Consider the following 17,371-nt stretch of genomic DNA (forward strand, 5'->3'; position numbering starts at 1 on the left):
TCCAGAAAGAGAAGGTCAAACCGGCACGGGCCCGCTCATCAGCGGCCCCATTCATCGACAGTTAGACTGGCGATCCTCGTTTCACTTCCGTAATGACACGCGTTTTTCCGGAACGCACTGCCGCGATGACAGAGAACGCACAGCTGCGTGAGCGCGATGCGAAGGATCTTCACGCGGCGGGCGGTGCGATTGAGCAAATCCGACCTCGTTTTGGAAAGACATCTGTTGGACAGCTCTCCTTTACTCAACCGATCCTGGCCGCTTTCAAAGGTGTTTGCCGATGACCATTCGCAAATCCATCCGTCCCTATCATCAACCGGCTGGCGGATGGGGCGCGCTCAAGGCATTGAGCGAGCACCTGATCGAGCAGCGCGTTCCGATAAAGGGCGCCACGACGCTGAGCCGGATGAATCAGCCGGAAGGATTCGATTGTCCCGGCTGCGCCTGGCCGGATCCGAAGCACACGTCGTCGTTCGAATTCTGCGAGAACGGCGCCAAGGCGGTCGCGTGGGAAGCGACGGCCAAGCGCTGTACGCCGGAGTTCTTCGCCGAGCACTCCGTCACGGGGTTGTCCGGCTGGAGCGACTACGAACTCGAAATGGTCGGTCGGCTCACCCACCCGATGGTCTATGACCGCGCATCCGATCATTACCGTCCCGTAAGCTGGGACGACGCTTTTGCGATCATCGGCCGTCACCTCGGCGGGCTGCCCGACCCGAACATGGCGGAGTTCTACACCTCCGGTCGCACGTCGAACGAGGCCGCGTTCCTCTATCAGCTTTTCGCGCGCGAATACGGCACCAACAATTTTCCGGACTGCTCGAACATGTGCCACGAGGCGACCAGCGTCGGCCTGCCGCAGTCGCTCGGGGTAGGGAAGGGCACCGTGCTGCTCGAAGACTTCGACAAGGCGGACTGCATCTTCATCTTCGGCCAGAATCCCGGCACCAACAGCCCGCGCATGATGACGAACCTGTGGAAGGCGTCACGCCGGGGTGCAGCGATCATCTCCTTCAATCCGTTCCGCGAGCGCGCGCTGGAGCGTTTCCAATATCCGCAGAATCCCATCGAGATGGCGACCTTGTCGGCGACCAAGATCAGCTCGCCACTCTACCAGGTACGCGTCGGCGGCGACATTGCCGCGCTCAAGGGCATCATGAAGGTGCTGGTCGAGGAAGACGAGGCCGCGCGCGCAAGCGACAAGCCCGAGATCCTCGATTGGGATTTCATCCGTGGTCACACCGTCGGCATCGAGGCGTTCATTGCGGACCTGAAAGCGACGCAATGGCCTGATATCGAACGGCAGTCCGGTCTGGCGCGCGAGGATCTCGAGCACGCCGCGCATGTCTATATGAAGGCCGAGCGCGCAATCATCGTCTATGGCATGGGCATCACCCAGCACAAGCGCGGCGCATGCAATGTGCAGCAGCTCGCCAATCTCGCACTCTTGCGCGGCCATATCGGACGCGAGGGCGCCGGCCTCTGTCCGGTGCGCGGCCACTCGAACGTGCAGGGCGATCGCACCGTCGGCATCACCGAAGTGCCGACAAAGGAATTCCTCGATCGCCTGGAGCATAGGTTCAATTTCAAGCCGCCGACTGCACACGGCCATAACGTGGTGACGGCGCTGGAGGCGATGCTGCGCGGTGAGGTGAAGGTATTCGTCGCCATGGGCGGCAACTTTGCCGCGGCGATTCCCGACTGGCAGCAGACGCAGGCGACGCTTCGTGGTCTCGACCTCACGGTCCATGTGTCGACCAAGCTCAACCGCAGCCATCTGATCCACGGGCGCGAGGCGCTGATCCTGCCGTGCCTCGGGCGCACAGAGGTCGATATCCAGGCGACCGGACCGCAATCGATCACGGTCGAGGATTCGATGTCGATGGTCCACGCCTCCGGTGGCCGCAACAAGCCGGCCTCGGACCATCTCCTGAGCGAGCCTGCGATCGTTGCCGGAATGGCGCGCGCCACCCTCGGTAACCGCAGCGTGGTGGACTGGGAGGCCCTTGTCGCCGACTACGACCGCATTCGCGATGCGATCGAAGACGTGTTCCCGATCTTCCAGGGCTACAACGCCCGCATTCGCGTGCCGGGTGGTTTCCATCTCACCTCGACAGCGCGCGAGCGGATCTGGATGACGCCGTCGGGAAAAGCCAATTTCCTGCTGTTCGCAGGATTGGGCGAGGATACCTGCGAAAGCGATCCGGAGATGCTCTGGCTCAGCACCATCCGCAGCCATGATCAGTACAACACGACGCTCTATTCGATGTCGGACCGCTATCGCGGCGTGTACGGTCAGCGCGACGTGGTGTTCCTGAACGAGCTGGAAATGAAGAAACGAGGCCTTGCGGACGGCGACCGGGTCGACCTCGTTACGCTCTCGACCGACGGGATGGAGCGCAGCGTGCACAATTTCCGGGTGGTCGGCTATTCCTTCCCGAACGGCTGCTGCGCTGCCTACTATCCCGAGACCAACCCGCTGGTGCCGCTCTATGCTCATGATCCCATGAGCTTCACCCCGTCTTCCAAGGGCATTCCGATTCGGATCGTGCGCTCGGTGGCGGAAGCTCAAGGCGAGTGACGATTACTCCTTCTCCCGTTCTGCGGTCGCTATGTGTGCTGCGCTCCCTCTCCCGCTTGCGGGGGAGGGCGGGGTGAGGGTGTCTCCGCGATGCACGCTGTTCGACCGTGTGGAGAGAGCCCCCACCCGGCGCTTCGCGCCGACCTCCTCCGCAAGCGGGAGAGGTCAAGTGAACCCGCGGTTGGTCAATCAATCATGGTCGAGCGGTTGCGCGCTCTAGAGAACTCACGCGGCGGCATTCTCATTCACGCCGAACCGCTTCTCGAATTCCGCTACGTTGACGATGCCGCGGCGGTGCGTGCCTTCGCCGATCTTGCGCTCCTCGTTCCAGGCCTCGACCGCGAACAGGATGTGCTTGGAATCGAGCTCGACGACGCGGGCGGTCGCGCGCACGGTGTGACCGACCGGGGTTGCCGCGAGATGGCGGACGTTCACCTCCATGCCGACGCTGACGAATCCTTTCGGCAGCGCGGCCGAGATGGCGGCGCCTGCGGCGATCTCCATGTGCAGGATCATCATCGGTGTCGCATAGACCCGCGGCATGCCCGGCACGAAATGTCCGACCGTCATTTCCGGTCTCACGACGATTGTCGTCTCCGCGCTCATGTCGAGCTTCAATAGTTCACGTGCATCCATGTCTGCTTCCTTATTCTGCGGCCGCCGCAACCACTTTCTTGGCGGACTGCTTGCCGGTACTGCCGAGCCATTGGCCCAGCCTGTCGAGATAGAGGTAGACCACCGGGGTCGTGTACAGGGTCAGGACCTGCGACAGCATCAGGCCGCCGACGATGGTGTAGCCGAGCGGCTGGCGCAGCTCCGATCCTGTGCCGGTACCGACCATCAGCGGCACGCCGCCGAGCAGCGCCGCCATTGTCGTCATCAGGATCGGCCGGAACCGCATGGTGCAGGACCGATAGATCGCCTCTTCCGGGCTCAAGCCCTCATTGCGCTCGACCTCCAGCGCGAAGTCGACCAGCATGATGCCGTTCTTCTTGACGATGCCGATCAGGAGGATGATGCCGATGATGGCGATCACGGTGAGATCCATGTGCACGGCCATTAGCAGCAGCAATGCACCGATGCCCGCCGAAGGCAGCGTCGACAGGATCGTGATTGGATGGATGAAGCTCTCATAGAGCACGCCGAGAATGATGTAGATGACGATCAGCGCCACGCCGATCAGGAGCGGGGTGCCCGAGAGCGAGGACTGGAACGCCTGGGCGTTCCCCTGGAACGACGTCGCGAGCGACGCCGGCTTGCCGGTTTCCTTTTCGATATTCTGTACGCCGGCCACCGCCTCGCCCAGCGACGCGCCGGGCTTCAGGTTGAAGGAAATCGTCACTGACGGAAACATGCTCTGATGGTTGATGAGGATCGGCGCCGGCTTGATCTCGCTCTTCACGAGCTGGCTGAGCGGGACCTGCTGGCCGCTCGCGGAATTCACGTAGATGTCCTTCAGCGCCTCGGGGCCGTACTGGAAGCTCGGATAGACCTCCATCACGACGTGATACTGGTTCAACGCGGTAAACATGGTCGAGACGATGCGCTGGCCGAAGGCGTCATCCAGCGTGTTGTCGATGGTGGAGGGAAGGATGCCGAAGCTCGACGCCACCTCGCGGTTGACGGTGACATCCAGCATCGGTCCGGCGTTGGCCTGATCGCTGGCAACGTCGGTGACGAAGGGCAGGGCCCTTATCCGTTCGAGGAAGATGGCCGCCCAATGCGTCAGTTCGTCCGAATCCGCATCGGTCAGCGAGTACTGATATTGGGTCTTCGACAGGCGCGCGCCGATGGTGATGTCCTGCGCGGCCTGCATATAGAGGGTGATACCCTGGATATGGGCGAGCTGCGGCCTCAGCCGGTTGATGATCTCGTCCGCGCTCGCCTTGCGCTGCGGCTTGGGCTTGAGCATGATGAAGATGCGCCCCTGATTGAGCGTCGCGGTCGGCCCGCCCGGCCCGATATAGCTCGCGACCGAATCGATCGCGGGATCCTTCAGCAGCGTGTCGACCAGCACCTGCTGCCGCTCGGACATCGCCGGGAACGAGATATCCTGCGCGGCTTCGGTGATGCCGACGATCTGGCCGGTGTCTTCCTGCGGGAAGAAGCCCTTCGGAATGACGACGTAGAGATAGGCGGTGAGCGCGACCGTGCTCAGCATCACCATCAATGTCGTGAAGCGATGGTGCAGCACGACTTTCAGGCCGCGGGCATAAAGCGCGAGCAGGGAATCGAAGGCCCACTCGAAGGCGAGATAGATCCTGCCGTGCTTCTTGTGGCTGTCGTCCTTCAACAGCCGCGAGCACATCATAGGCGTCAGCGTCAGCGAGATCACGAGCGACAGCAACAGCGAGGCGGTGATCGTGATCGCGAACTCCTGGAACAGCTTGCCGACATAGCCACCCATCAAAAACAATGGGATGAACACCGCGATCAGCGAGAGCGTGATGGAGACGATCGTGAACCCGATCTCGGCCGAACCCTTGAGCGCGGCCTGCATCGGGGTGAGGCCTTTCTCGAGATGCCGCACGATGTTCTCGATGACGACGACGGCGTCGTCGACGACGAAGCCGACCGCAATCGACAGCGCCATCAGCGACAGGTTGTCGAGGCTGTAACCGAGCACGTAAAGCACCGCGAAGGTGCCGATCAGCGATAGCGGAACGGTCACTGCCGGAATCACGGTCGCCCAGAGATTCCGCAGGAACAGGAAGATCACCATCACCACCAGAGCTACCGTCAGCATCAGCGTGAACTGGACGTCGGCGACGGCTGCGCGGATGGTGGTGGTGCGATCGGCCGCGATCGTCACCTTGATCGCGGGCGGAATGGACGCCTGAAGCGTAGGCAGCAGCTTCTTGATGCGGTCCACGGTCTCGATGACATTGGCGCCGGGTACGCGCTGAACCGCGAGGATGATCGCCGGCTGCTTGTCATACCACCCGGCCAGCAGATCGTTTTCGGGAGCCTCGATCGCCTTGCCGATATCGCGAATTCGCACTGGCGAGCCGCTGCGATAAGCGATGATCAAATCGTCATAGGCGGCGGGGTTGAGCAGTTGATCGTTGGTGTTGAGCGTATAGGTCACGCGTGGGCTGTTGAGGGTGCCCTTCGGCAGATCGACATTGGCGCCGGCGATGACGGTGCGGACGTCCTCAAGGCTTATTCCCCTTGCGGCGAGTGCTTGCGGATTGACCTGGATGCGGATGGCGGGTTTCTGCTGGCCGCCGATGCCGACCAGGCCGACGCCCGGAATCTGCGATATCTTCGGCAGCAGGATGTTTTCGGCGTAGGCATCGACCGTGGTCATCGGCAGCGAGTCCGACGTCAGCGCGATCAGCATGATCGGCGTCTCGGCCGGATTCACCTTCCGGATCGTCGGTGGGTAGGGAATGTTCTGCGGCAGATAGGGGCTCGCGGCATTGATCGCCGAGAGCACATCGACGGCGGCGCTGTCGACTGTGCGCGAGAGTTCGAATTGCACGACGACCTGGGCGACACCGAGCGCGCTCGACGATGTCAATTGCGTCACGCCCGGGATCTGGCTCAATTGCTGCTCAAGCGGCGTCGCGACGGAGGATGCGATCGTCTGTGGATCGGCGCCGGGCAATTGCGCCGAAATCTGGATCGTCGGGTAGTTGACATTCGGCAGTGCGCCAACCGGCAGCAACGGATAGGCGGCAAGCCCGCACAGCAATAGCCCGGCCATCAGCAGGACGGTGGCGATCGGCCGGGCGATGAACGGCGCAGAGAGATTCATGGAATGGCCTTCTGCACCGAGCTCTGCAGATCGGCTTCCGTCGCGGCCTTGCCGTGCAATTCCTTGACGCGGCTGCCCTGCTGCAATCTGTATTGGCCGTCGACGACGACGGTCTCCTTGGCCTTGAGTCCGTCATCGATCAGTGCCTGCCCGTGGCTGATCTGCCCGACCTTCACGGAGCGCAATTGCGCGGTCCCATCCGGCGTCACCACGTAGACGTAGGAGCCGTTCTGGCCTTGCTGGACCGCGGAAGCGGCGATCGTCAGCCCGTCCTTTCGGGTTTCAAGCAGCAGGTTGACGTTGACGAGCTGGCCGGGCCAGAGCCGGTGCGCGGCATTCGGAAATTCGGCCTTGAGCTGGATGCTGCCGGTCGTCTGCACGATCTCGTTGTCGACAAGCAGCAGCTTGCCTTCGTCCAGCTTGATCTTGTTGTCCTGGCTGTAGGCGATCACCTTCAGCGGGCCCTTCGCCATCTCCTGCTGGATCCGCGGCAGATAGGTCTCCGGGAGCGTGAAGATCAGTGAGATCGGTTCGATCTGGGTGACGACCACGAGGCCGTTCGGATCGGTCGGATGAATGATGTTGCCGACGTCGATCTGGCGCACGCCGGTTACGCCGGGAATCGGCGACGTCAAGCGCGTGTAGCTGAGCTGGATCTTGGCCTCGTCGATCTGGGCCTGATCCGCCTTCACCGCGCTTTGCAGCTGCGCCACCTGCGCCTGTTGGGTCTGCACCAGTTGCGGGGTGGCATAGCCCTTGTTGCCGAGCTGGGTGTAGCGCGACAGATTGGCCTGCGCGTTCTCAAGCTGTGCATTGTCGCGCGCGAGGTTCGCGGTCAGCTGCTCGATCTCCGCCTGGTAGGGCCGCGGATCGATCTGCGCCAGCAGGTCGCCAGCCTTGACGGTTTGTCCTTCGACAAAGGTGATCTGGGTGATCTGTCCCTGGATTTGACTGCGCACCAGGTCGGTATTGTAGGCGATCACCGTGCCGACACCGGTCAGATAGATCGGGACATCACCGCTGGTGACGGTCGCTGCGACCACCGGGATCGGCGCCGGCACCGGCACCGCAGCGGCTTGCTCCAACGTCAGCGAGCGCTTGAAATACCAGAACCCGCTGCCCGCCAGTGCCACGAGCAGAGCGGCTACTGCGATCGCGATCTTTCGCTTCACGACATGCCTCGCAAATGTGTTTATCTCAACAACCGCCTGCCGCCGTTGTCGTGATTGTCGCGCCATCGGTCGGGCAAGGCATCGCCTCGGTCGGAGGCGAAGAGCCTATTGGCGACGACGCAGGTAATGGGAGCGACAGCGCCGGGCTGAGACCTGCACCGCCCAGTTCAGTCGCGCCCAAGGGGATTCCGATCGGCGCCACGGTTGACGATGTCGAAGTCATCGGACGCACGATGCTCGTCGTGCCGCGCGCGCCGCAGCCGGTCGATGAACTTCCCGATAGCCCTCCGCCATCGAAAACCGCTCCGGGCTTGCTGGCGACGAAACAGTTTTCGTTTCCGAAATTCACGCCGGTTCCGGATTGCGGCAGCACCGGACTGGTGCCGGGTATTGCAAGTTCGGTCGATCCCAACGGAATGCCTGCCGGCCGGATGGCGGAACCCGTTGTCGAAACCAGCGGCGAGGTCAGGTTCGAAAATGGCTGCACGCCAGGCGTCGCTGCCTGCGCGCTTGCAGGTTCGAGCGACATCGATTCGGCGGCGAGCCACAGCGAAGTGCAAGCGGCGAGTGCGGCGATCAGGGATCGTCGTCCGGACGTGCGCGAAAGCTGGTTTCGCCTCGACCGAAGCGGACCTGTCATAGGACGGCTCTCCGGAGGTTAAGCTCTCCGAAAAGTTACTTCCCGGCTTCCGCGACGGTATTTCAAGAACGCACGCCCCACCCGTCGAACGCACGCAGCAGATACCAAGGTATGATGTGCCTAGCCCACAATATACGTGCGTGGAAACGCCCGTAGAATGGAGCGCGCGTTGGTGCTCGATATTCTCCAAGGCAGAAGTCGGAACGCGGCCGCTTCGAGGAGAGACGCTCAAGGAAGAGTGATCTCTCGATTGGTAACTTGAAGAGGCCTTCCGGCGTACGGTCACCATGACGACAGAAAGATGGTACCATGCCGCAGATTCAGCTTCGACGAGATGACAACGTACGCTTCAACGATGATTTGTCGGTTCGCGCGACAGTCCACGAAGGGTCATATCGCCGCAAGACAGCCGCAACCGACCGTCGGGATAAGCCGGCGCAAGCCGCGGTGCTGCTGCCCGGCCGTCCTGTCGTCGATGACAGGATGGCGCTTGCCTTTGAACGCCTGCACCTCGTGCTCGCGATCGCAGCGCAGGGCTATGTGGAGGAGAATGCCGCTGAGCGCGACGCACTGTTGAACGCCGCCAGCAGCCTCGACGTCTTCCAGCACAAGGCTGCGATCGAAAGGCTCAAGGACCCCGTCATCAGATGCCTGTCGGATGCGCTCGCGGATACCAAGCGGGCCTATGACCGTCATGCCGGAATTCGCGCCGATGCGCTGCGGCTCGCTGTCGCCATCAGGCTGCTTGGCTTGCAGGCTGAGAACCGCTCATCCGTCGATGATGGAGCTGTCACCACGGACCCTGCCGAGCGGGCGGTGGTGGGATTGCAGAAATGGCGGCTGAAGCGCGTCGCGGACTATGTCGACAGCCATCTGTCGAAGAAGATCACGTTGTCGGATCTGGCGGCGGTCGCGGGATTGAGCCGGATGCATTTCGCGTCGCAGTTCCGGATGGCGACCGGCGTTCGGCCGCACGAATATCTGCTGCGACAGCGGATTCGCCGCGCCGACGAACTGCTTCGAAACACGACCATGACGATCGTCGATGTCGCCCTGAGTGTCGGTTTCCAGACCCAGGCGCATTTCACCACGGTGTTCAAGCGGATCGCAGGAAGCACGCCGGCCCAGCGGCGAAACGCGCACTATGCCGCCGGCGAGGCTGCCTAGAGCATTTTCGGTTCTGATCGCATCAGAACCAAAGCTCTAGATTCTCCACTTCGCTCGAAAATGCTCTGGTAACGCCGGCAGCATGGGACCGCTTAGCGCGCCCCCGCGAGCGCGCGAGTCGCCTTGTCCAGTTGGGTGTTGCATTGTGCCAGATCGCCTGCGCGATCGGCGGCGCGGGCGAGGTCGAGCGCAGCGAGGACGCGTTGCAGACGCCGTCCATATTTGCCTTCGGTGGCCGCGATCGATCGCGGCGTCGGCTGGTAGTTGCGCGTCGCGTCGAGACTCTCCTTCTGCCAACCCCCGGCGCCGGCGCGTTTCTCGATGGCGGCATCCGCCTGGGCTTGAACACGCGCGATCGAGTCCCCGCACGGACCGGCGTGGCTCGGCGGAATCGTCATAAGCAGGATGAGGATGGCTGCCCCGAACGGCGCGACCTTCTCCATGGGTTCGTCTCCTTGTATGCGGCAACTGTGACTTGGTTACCAAATGACAATGTTCGTGACGATGTCTTTCGCAATTGAACGTGCTCGCGCAACCACAAGCTTTTCGAGACGACGGCCGCGACTTCCATCCACTAACGTTGCCTCTCTTGGTCCCGGCTTGGAGTCACGCTGCCATTCGCCCTTAAGATGATGACGGTATCGCGTTGCAATTAACATTGCATTTGCGAAGGGAACAAGGTGCCGCTGCGGCGGTAGACTGTCTCTGACTGTCCGGTTATGTAGGGAGGCTAGGGAGGGGCCAGCCCGTGGAAACGGGCGGCCGAGACGATCATGTTCGAAGGACACGATCCCTATCTCGTCGCGCTGTCGGTGGCGATCGCGATCCTGGGTGGATATACGGGCTTCAGCTTGGCGGCGCGGATTCGCGGCACGCCGGGCGGCAGCAATCGCATCCTGCTCGCGGGCGCCGCCGCGTTTCTGGCTGTCGGCATCTGGACCATGCATTTCGTCGGCATGCTGGCGGCGCCGTTGCCGCCCGACACCGTCTATCTGGTCCTACCCACGATCATCTCTTTTCTGATCTGCGCCCTGGTGGTCGGTATCTCCCTGTTCTTCGTCAGCATTGGCGAGCCGTCGCTCACACGCGTGGTCTCGTCGGCAATTTTGCTCGGCGCCGGCATCGCCAGCATGCATTATGTCGGCATCCACGGTCTGTCCGGTCATTTCACGATCGAGCACGACGACGGATTCGTGCTGCTGTCGGTTGTCGTGGCAATGGTGACGGCCTATGGCGGCCTGCGCGCTTTCCTTGCGCAGCAGGAAGGCTTTCGCCTGGTCGTCAGCTCGATTGCCTACGGTGTCGCCGTCTCCGGCATGCACTACACGGCAATGGCCGGGATGCATTTCGTGCCGCTTGCGGCGGGTGCGCATCAGCATCTCGGCGGCAGTCTTGTTGCGTCGCAACAAATTCTTTCGATCATCGTTGCGGTGCTCTGCTTCGTGATCGCGGCTGGCTTCCTGCTGTCGCTGGTGCCGGATCCGCGGCGGCAGAATCTGGTTCCGGCCATGGCTGGCGATCTGGCGCCGTCGGCCGATGTGCTCGTGCCTGAACCGGTCGCAGCGATTGCTGCACCGCGAATGAGCATGGCGCCGCTCGGCGGCGTCGGCCGGCCGCCCCGCCCGGCGCCGGCGCCGCGGCTGCCGGTGGAAGGCGCCGACGGCACACACTTCATAGACATCGCGGATGTGCGCAGCCTCAGGGCTGACGCTCATTATACCCGGGTCCATGACGGGACCCGGGAACGGATGTGTCCGTGGTCGATCTCCGAGGCCGAAGCGCAGCTTGATCCCGCTCTGTTCATGCGGGTGCACCGCAGCCACATCGTCGCGATCCCCCATGTGGCCTTCGTTCGCAGGGAGGGCGATGGGGCGATCATCGAGCTCGACGGCTCCCCGCCGCATCGCGTTCCCGTGAGCCGCGCCAAGATCGCCGAGGTCAAGGCGCGACTCGGTCTCAGCCGTCGCCATGCCTAGGCCCGGCAGCCCGCCATAGGTCGCAGCGGCTGACGCAATTCGTGTCCCGCCGTCCGCATTTCGTGCGAAAAACCCCATTCCGTGCCCGAACGATTGCGATCGGGAAAAACCGGAGAGACCGTCCCGCCAACGTCCACGCGCCCGACCGGCGCCAAAGGACGATTGGAGGAAACGATGATCCCGGGACCTTTCAGCTATCACCGGCCGGCAAGCCTAGCCGACGCGGTCAAATTGCTGGCCGATCTGGGCGACGACGCCCGGCCGCTGGCGGGCGGACACAGCCTGGTGCCGATGATGAAGCTGCGGCTCGCCACGCCCGCTCATCTGGTCGACCTTCACGATGTGGCCGACCTCAAAGGCATCCGCGGCTACGGCGACACGGTCGTTATCGGGGCGATGACCACCCAGCACGAACTGCTGGCGTCCGGGGAAATCCGGCAAACATTGCCGATCCTGCAGGAGGCCGCAGCGCTGATCGCCGATCCCCAGGTTCGCTACTGCGGCACCATCGGCGGCAATGTCGCCAATGGCGATCCCGGCAACGACATGCCGGCGCTGATGATGGTGCTCGGAGCGAATTTCCGGCTGAACGGACCAGGCGGTGAGCGCGACGTGCCGGCGAACGAATTCTATCAGGGCGCCTATTTCACCGCGCTCGAGCCAGGAGAAATCCTGACGTCGATCTCCATTCCGGTGCCGCCGGCCGGCCACGGCTATGCTTACGAGAAGCTGAAGCGCAAGGTTGGCGATTACGCCACCGCTGCCGCGGCCGTCGTGCTGACGATGGCGGGCGGCAAGGTCGCGACCTGTGCGATCGGGCTGACCAATTTGCACGAGACGCCGCTGCTCGCGACGGATGCCGCCAATGCCGTCATCGGCACGAGCCTTGATGCGGCCACCTTGAAGAAGGCAGCGGCCGCCGCGGAAGCGATCATGGCGCCGGCGGCGGACGCTCGTGGACCAGTCGAATACCGCAAGCATGTCGGCGGCATCATGGTGATGCGGGCGCTGCAGCGCGCCGCTGGCGGCACCGCTTAGAGGAGAGGGATACATGGCAAAGACACATGTGACCATGAAGGTCAACGGCGCGGAGGTCGAAGGCCTCGTGGAGCCACGCACGCTGCTCGTGCATTTCATCCGCGAGAACCTGCAACTTACCGGCACCCACGTCGGCTGCGAGACCACCCATTGCGGCGCCTGCACCGTCGACCTCGACGGCATGTCGGTGAAGAGCTGCACGGTATTCGCCGTGCAGGCCAATGGCTCCGAGATCATCACCGTCGAAGGCATGGCCAATCCCGACGGTACGCTCTCGGCGCTGCAGGAAGGTTTCCGGATGATGCACGGGCTGCAATGCGGCTTCTGCACGCCCGGCATGATCATGCGCGCGCACCGGTTGTTGCAGGAGAACTCATCGCCGACCGAGCAGGACATCCGGATGGGTATGTCGGGCAATCTCTGCCGCTGCACCGGGTACCAGAATATCGTTCGGGCGATCCAGTACGCCGCCGCCAAGCTCAACAATGTCGAATTCAAGGAGGCCGCGGAATGAACGACATGACTCCCACGCGGGAACAACGCACCGCCGCGCTCGAAGGCATGGGCTGCAAGCGCAAGCGGGTCGAGGACATCCGCTTCACGCAAGGCAGGGGCAACTATGTCGACGACGTCAAGCTGCCCGGAATGCTGCATGGCGATTTCGTCCGCTCGCCGCATGCGCATGCGCGCGTCAAGTCGATCAACGCCGAAGAAGCGCTGAAGGTGCCGGGCGTGCTCGCGGTGATCACCGCCGAGACGCTGAAGACCGTCAACCTCGCCTGGATGCCGACCTTAGCCGGCGATGTGCAGATGGTGCTGGCCGACGGCAAGGTGCTGTTCCAGAACCAGGAGGTGGCGTTCGTGGTTGCGACCGACCGCTACGCCGCCGATGACGGCATCAACAAGGTGGAGGTCGAATACGAGCCGCTACCGCCGCTGGTCGATCCGTTCAAGGCGATGGACCACAATGCGCCGGTGCTGCGCGAGGACCTCGACGGCAAGACCACCGGCGCGCATGGGCCGCGCAAGCATCACAACCACATCTTCGAATGGACGGTCGGCGACAAGGACCTGACCGATGCGGCGTTCCGCAAGGCCGAGGTCACGATCAAGGAGATGATCTCCTATCATCGCACCCATCCGTCGCCGCTCGAGACCTGCCAGTGCGTCTGCTCCTTCGACAAGGTTAAGGGCGAGCTGACGATCTGGGGCACCTTCCAGGCGCCGCATGTGATCCGCACCGTGGTGTCGCTGATCGCCAAACTGCCGGAGCAGAAGATCCATGTGATCGCGCCCGACATCGGCGGCGGCTTCGGCAACAAGGTCGGCGCCTATCCCGGTTATATCTGCGCAGCGGTCGCCTCCATCGTCACTGGCAAGCCGGTGAAGTGGGTCGAAGACCGGATCGAGAATTTGACCGCAACTTCCTTTGCGCGCGACTACCACATGACGACCGAGATCGCGGCGACGAAGGAGGGCAAGGTGACCGGCCTTCGCGTGCATGTGCTCGCCGACCACGGCGCGTTCGATGCCTGCGCCGACCCGTCGAAATGGCCGGCCGGCTTCTTCAACATCGTCACCGGTTCTTATGACTTCCCGACTGCGCATCTGTCTGTCGATGGCGTCTACACCAACAAGGCGCCGGGCGGCGTCGCCTATCGCTGCTCCTTCCGCGTCACGGAGGCGGCTTATTGCATCGAGCGTGCGATGGACATCCTGGCGCAGAAGCTCGGCATGGATCCGGCGGAGCTGCGGCTGAAGAACTTCATCAAGCCGGAGCAGTTCCCTTATCACTCCGCGCTCGGCTGGGAGTACGATTCCGGCGACTACCACACCGCCATGCGCAAGATGATGGAGACGACTGATTACGCCGCGCTCCGAAAGGAGCAGACAGAGAAGCGTGAGGCCTTCAGGCGCGGCGAGACCCGCGAGATCATGGGGCTCGGCGTGTCCTTCTTCACCGAGATCGTCGGCGCCGGCCCGTCGAAGAATTGCGACATCTTAGGGATTGCGATGTTCGACTCCTGCGAGATCCGCATGCATCCGACCGGCGCGGGCATCGCCCGGATGGGCACCAAGAGCCAGGGCCAGGGGCACGAGACCACCTGGGCCCAGATCATCGCCACGGAAATCGGCATTCCTGCCGACAACATCCAGGTCGAGGAGGGTAACACCGACACCGCGCCTTACGGGCTCGGCACCTATGGCTCCCGCTCGACCCCGGTCGCAGGCGCCGCGATCGCGATGGCTGCGCGCAAGATCAAGGCCAAGGCGCAGATGATCGCGGCCTACAAGCTCGAAGTCCACGAGGACGATCTGGAGTTCGATATCGACGGCTTCCGCGTCAAGGGCCTGCCGGAGAAGTTCATGTCGATGAAGGATATCTGCTGGGCGGCCTATAACTCCGTGCCCCCGGGCATGGAGCCGGGGCTGGAGGCGGTGAGCTATTATGATCCGCCTAACATGACCTATCCGTTCGGCGCCTATCTCTGCGTGATGGACATCGATGTCGATACAGGCGTCTACAAGGTCCGGCGCTTCTATGCGCTCGATGATTGCGGCACCCGGATCAATCCGATGATCATCGAGGGCCAGGTGCATGGCGGGCTTACCGAAGCCTTCGCGATCGCGATGGGCCAGGAGATCCGTTACGACGACACCGGCAATGTCGTGACCGGATCGTTCATGGACTTCTTCATGCCGACCGCGGTCGAGACGCCGCATTGGGAGACCGATTTCACCGTGACGCCGTCGCCGCATCATCCGATCGGCGCCAAGGGTGTCGGCGAGAGCCCGAATGTGGGCGGCGTGCCGGCGTTCTCCAACGCCGTCAACGACGCCTTCTCGTTCCTGGGCTCGACCCACATCCAGATGCCGCACGATTTCTGGCGCAACTGGCAGGCGGCGAAGAATCTGGGAGCGGTCGCCTAGATGAAGAGACGTGAGGAGATCGCGGAGCGACTTGCCGCATCGGGCTACATCGCCGATGCGGAGCTTGCGACCGCGATCTCGCTGATGCAATTGCTGCGGCGTCCGCTGCTGCTGGAAGGCGAGGCGGGCGTCGGCAAGACCGAGGTCGCGAAAGCGCTGTCGCAGGCGCATTCGACCGAGCTGATCCGCCTGCAGTGCTATGAGGGGCTCGACCAGTCGGCAGCGCTCTATGAATGGAACTACCAGCGGCAGCTCCTGGCGATACAGGCGCATCATGGCGAGGATGCGGATGCGGTCGAGGACCGGATATTCTCCGAGAAGTATCTTCTCGAACGGCCGCTGCTCGCCGCGATCCGCCGCGAGCAGGCGCCGGTGCTGCTGATCGACGAGATCGATCGCGCCGATGACGAGTTCGAGGCGTTCCTGCTCGAACTGCTGTCGGATTTCCAGATCTCGATCCCAGAGCTCGGCACCATATCCGCCATCACGATCCCTCACGTCGTGCTGACGTCCAACGGCACGCGGGAGCTCTCGGATGCGCTGCGGCGGCGCTGTCTCTACCATTACGTCGACTATCCCGATGTCGACCGCGAGACGCGCATCATCCTGGCGCGGATCGAGAATGCGAGCCCGTCACTGTCGCTGCAGATCGCGCGCATGGTGCAGGAGATCCGCAAGGAGGATCTGCGCAAGGTTCCTGGCGTTGCCGAAACGCTGGACTGGGCTGCGGCGCTGGTCGGGCTCGATATCCGCGATCTCAACGATGCACCCGAGACGGTGCATGAGACGTTGATCTGCCTGCTCAAGACTCATGAGGACCGCGCCCGCTTCACACCGGAAGTGACGCAGCGGCTATTGGGGAAAGTCGCATGAGCTGCTGTGGCACCAATCCGGGCTTCGAGGAGATTGACGAGGTCTCGCGCCTCGTCTCCGGCCGGCTTGCAGCCTTTCTCCGCACGCTGCGCGACAACGGCTTTCGCATCGGCCTTGCCGAGGGCCGCGATGCCGCGGCGCTGATGGCCGAAGGCTATGCGGCACGGCCTGGATTGCTGCGATCGGCGTTCAAGCATCTGTTCTCGGCGCGGAAGTCAGATTGGGAGAAATTCGACGGGCTGTTCGATGCGTTCTGGCTCCGCAAGCGGGTACGCTCGCGATCGCGGACGATGGCGTCGGGACAGGCGGCGAACAGCCCTTCGCTGAAGAGCCTGGAGGGCCGACCCGAGCCGGGCGCCAGCCAGTCGGCGACCGACCAGGTCCCGTCGTCCGACGACGCGCCTGAGGGGCGTAGCGGCGAGGGACGGATGGAAGGCGCATCGCGCGCGGAAAATCTCGCCGAGGTCGATTTCCGCAAGCTCGCCGATGCCGACCAGGTTGCGCAGGCGCATGAGGCTGCGGCGCAACTGGCCAAGGTCATGCGCACGCGATTGACGCGGCGTGATCTCGCGCGGCGGCGCGGCTACCGGCTCGATCTCCGCCGCACCATCCACCGCAACATCAGCCATGGCGGCGTGCCGATCAGCCTGGTGAAGCGGCGGCGCAAGGACAAGCCGTTGCGGCTGATCGTGCTGCTGGATGCGTCCGGCTCGATGAGCATGTACACCAGTGTATTCCTGCGTTTCATCCACGGCGTGCTCGACGAATTCCGCGAGGCCGAAGCATTCCTGTTTCATACGCGCCTCGCTTTCGTCTCCGACGCCATGAAGGAGAGGGACGCCGGCCGCGCGCTGGACCGGCTCTCGATCATGGCGCAGGGCGCGGGCGGCGGCACCAGGATCGGCGACAGCCTGCAGACGTTCAACCGCTGGCATGCCGCGCGCGTCATCCATTCGCGCAGTTGCGTGATGATCGTGTCCGACGGCTACGAGACCGGCGATGCGGCGCTGCTCGGCCGCGAGATGGCGGCGCTCGCGCGGCGCTGTCGTCGCATCGTCTGGCTCAACCCGATGATGGCCTGGGAGGGTTATGCGCCGGAGGCGCTCGGCATCAAGGCGGCGCTGCCGCATGTCGATCTCTACGCGCCCGCCAATACGCTGCAGAGCCTGCGCGCGCTCGAACCCTATCTGGCGAAGCTCTAGAGTTTTGTTTTGACGCGTTTTCTTCACGCGA

The 17,371-nt window shown here is 63.2% G+C and carries 13 protein-coding genes; 9 read left to right on the forward strand and 4 right to left on the reverse strand.

The features are described 5' to 3' along the window. Nucleotides 1-280: 280 nt before the first annotated feature. On the forward strand, nucleotides 281-2,581 hold the full coding sequence (locus K288_RS0106700; protein WP_027578831.1) for an FdhF/YdeP family oxidoreductase: 2,301 nt from the start codon (nucleotides 281-283) through the stop codon (nucleotides 2,579-2,581). Between the two features lie 225 nt (nucleotides 2,582-2,806). Here the strand turns inward: K288_RS0106700 and K288_RS0106705 are convergent, their stop codons facing one another. From K288_RS0106705 to K288_RS0106715, 3 genes are read right to left on the reverse strand one after another with little or no spacing between them, the layout of a single operon-like run. After that, nucleotides 2,807-3,217: a thioesterase family protein gene (locus tag K288_RS0106705; protein ID WP_027578832.1), complete on the reverse strand. Its 411-nt coding sequence runs from the start codon at nucleotides 3,215-3,217 to the stop codon at nucleotides 2,807-2,809. Nucleotides 3,218-3,227: 10 nt separating this feature from the next. Further along, nucleotides 3,228-6,341: an efflux RND transporter permease subunit gene (locus K288_RS0106710; protein ID WP_027578833.1), complete on the reverse strand. Its 3,114-nt coding sequence runs from the start codon at nucleotides 6,339-6,341 to the stop codon at nucleotides 3,228-3,230. Further along, complete coding sequence (locus tag K288_RS0106715) at nucleotides 6,338-7,513, reverse strand: efflux RND transporter periplasmic adaptor subunit (protein WP_027578834.1); 1,176 nt, start codon at nucleotides 7,511-7,513, stop codon at nucleotides 6,338-6,340. Before K288_RS0106715 ends, K288_RS0106710 begins: the two co-directional genes overlap by 4 nt. A 14-nt stretch (nucleotides 7,514-7,527) precedes the next feature. Here K288_RS0106715 and K288_RS52180 point away from each other — a divergent pair, with 14 nt between their 5' ends. Both K288_RS52180 and K288_RS49485 read left to right on the forward strand, forming a co-directional pair. Further along, nucleotides 7,528-8,175 (forward strand): hypothetical protein, encoded by a 648-nt coding sequence (locus K288_RS52180; protein WP_210164427.1) that lies wholly within the window; start codon nucleotides 7,528-7,530, stop codon nucleotides 8,173-8,175. 287 nt (nucleotides 8,176-8,462) lie between these two features. Continuing rightward, the gene (locus tag K288_RS49485; protein WP_051334396.1) at nucleotides 8,463-9,320 is read left to right on the forward strand and encodes an AraC family transcriptional regulator; all 858 of its coding nucleotides are present in this window, start codon (nucleotides 8,463-8,465) and stop codon (nucleotides 9,318-9,320) included. Between the two features lie 92 nt (nucleotides 9,321-9,412). Here K288_RS49485 and K288_RS0106730 read toward each other — a convergent pair whose 3' ends face one another. Beyond that, nucleotides 9,413-9,763 (reverse strand): hypothetical protein, encoded by a 351-nt coding sequence (locus K288_RS0106730; RefSeq protein WP_043159424.1) that lies wholly within the window; start codon nucleotides 9,761-9,763, stop codon nucleotides 9,413-9,415. A 330-nt stretch (nucleotides 9,764-10,093) separates the two neighbouring features. On the opposite strand from K288_RS0106730, the gene K288_RS0106735 reads away from it, so the two are divergent. The 6 genes from K288_RS0106735 (at nucleotide 10,094) to K288_RS0106760 (ending at nucleotide 17,340) form a co-directional block, all read left to right on the forward strand. Further along, on the forward strand, nucleotides 10,094-11,296 hold the full coding sequence (locus tag K288_RS0106735; RefSeq protein ID WP_027578836.1) for an MHYT domain-containing protein: 1,203 nt from the start codon (nucleotides 10,094-10,096) through the stop codon (nucleotides 11,294-11,296). Between the two features lie 174 nt (nucleotides 11,297-11,470). Beyond that, nucleotides 11,471-12,334 carry a xanthine dehydrogenase family protein subunit M gene (locus K288_RS0106740; RefSeq protein ID WP_027578837.1) on the forward strand — a complete coding sequence of 288 codons (864 nt, stop codon included), beginning with the start codon at nucleotides 11,471-11,473 and terminating at the stop codon, nucleotides 12,332-12,334. Between the two features lie 13 nt (nucleotides 12,335-12,347). Continuing rightward, a complete protein-coding gene (locus K288_RS0106745; protein ID WP_027578838.1) occupies nucleotides 12,348-12,848 on the forward strand; it encodes a (2Fe-2S)-binding protein in 501 nt (166 codons plus the stop codon). After that, the gene (locus tag K288_RS0106750; protein WP_027578839.1) at nucleotides 12,845-15,265 is read left to right on the forward strand and encodes an aerobic carbon-monoxide dehydrogenase large subunit; all 2,421 of its coding nucleotides are present in this window, start codon (nucleotides 12,845-12,847) and stop codon (nucleotides 15,263-15,265) included. Before K288_RS0106745 ends, K288_RS0106750 begins: the two co-directional genes overlap by 4 nt. Continuing rightward, complete coding sequence (locus K288_RS0106755; RefSeq protein WP_027578840.1) at nucleotides 15,266-16,138, forward strand: MoxR family ATPase; 873 nt, start codon at nucleotides 15,266-15,268, stop codon at nucleotides 16,136-16,138. Beyond that, nucleotides 16,135-17,340 carry a VWA domain-containing protein gene (locus tag K288_RS0106760; RefSeq protein WP_027578841.1) on the forward strand — a complete coding sequence of 402 codons (1,206 nt, stop codon included), beginning with the start codon at nucleotides 16,135-16,137 and terminating at the stop codon, nucleotides 17,338-17,340. The genes K288_RS0106755 and K288_RS0106760 overlap by 4 nt, the downstream gene beginning before the upstream one ends. Nucleotides 17,341-17,371 lie beyond the last annotated feature (31 nt).

The sequence above is a fragment of the Bradyrhizobium sp. Ai1a-2 genome, from assembly GCF_000426245.1.
In the GTDB taxonomy this organism is placed as follows: Bacteria; Pseudomonadota; Alphaproteobacteria; order Rhizobiales; family Xanthobacteraceae; genus Bradyrhizobium.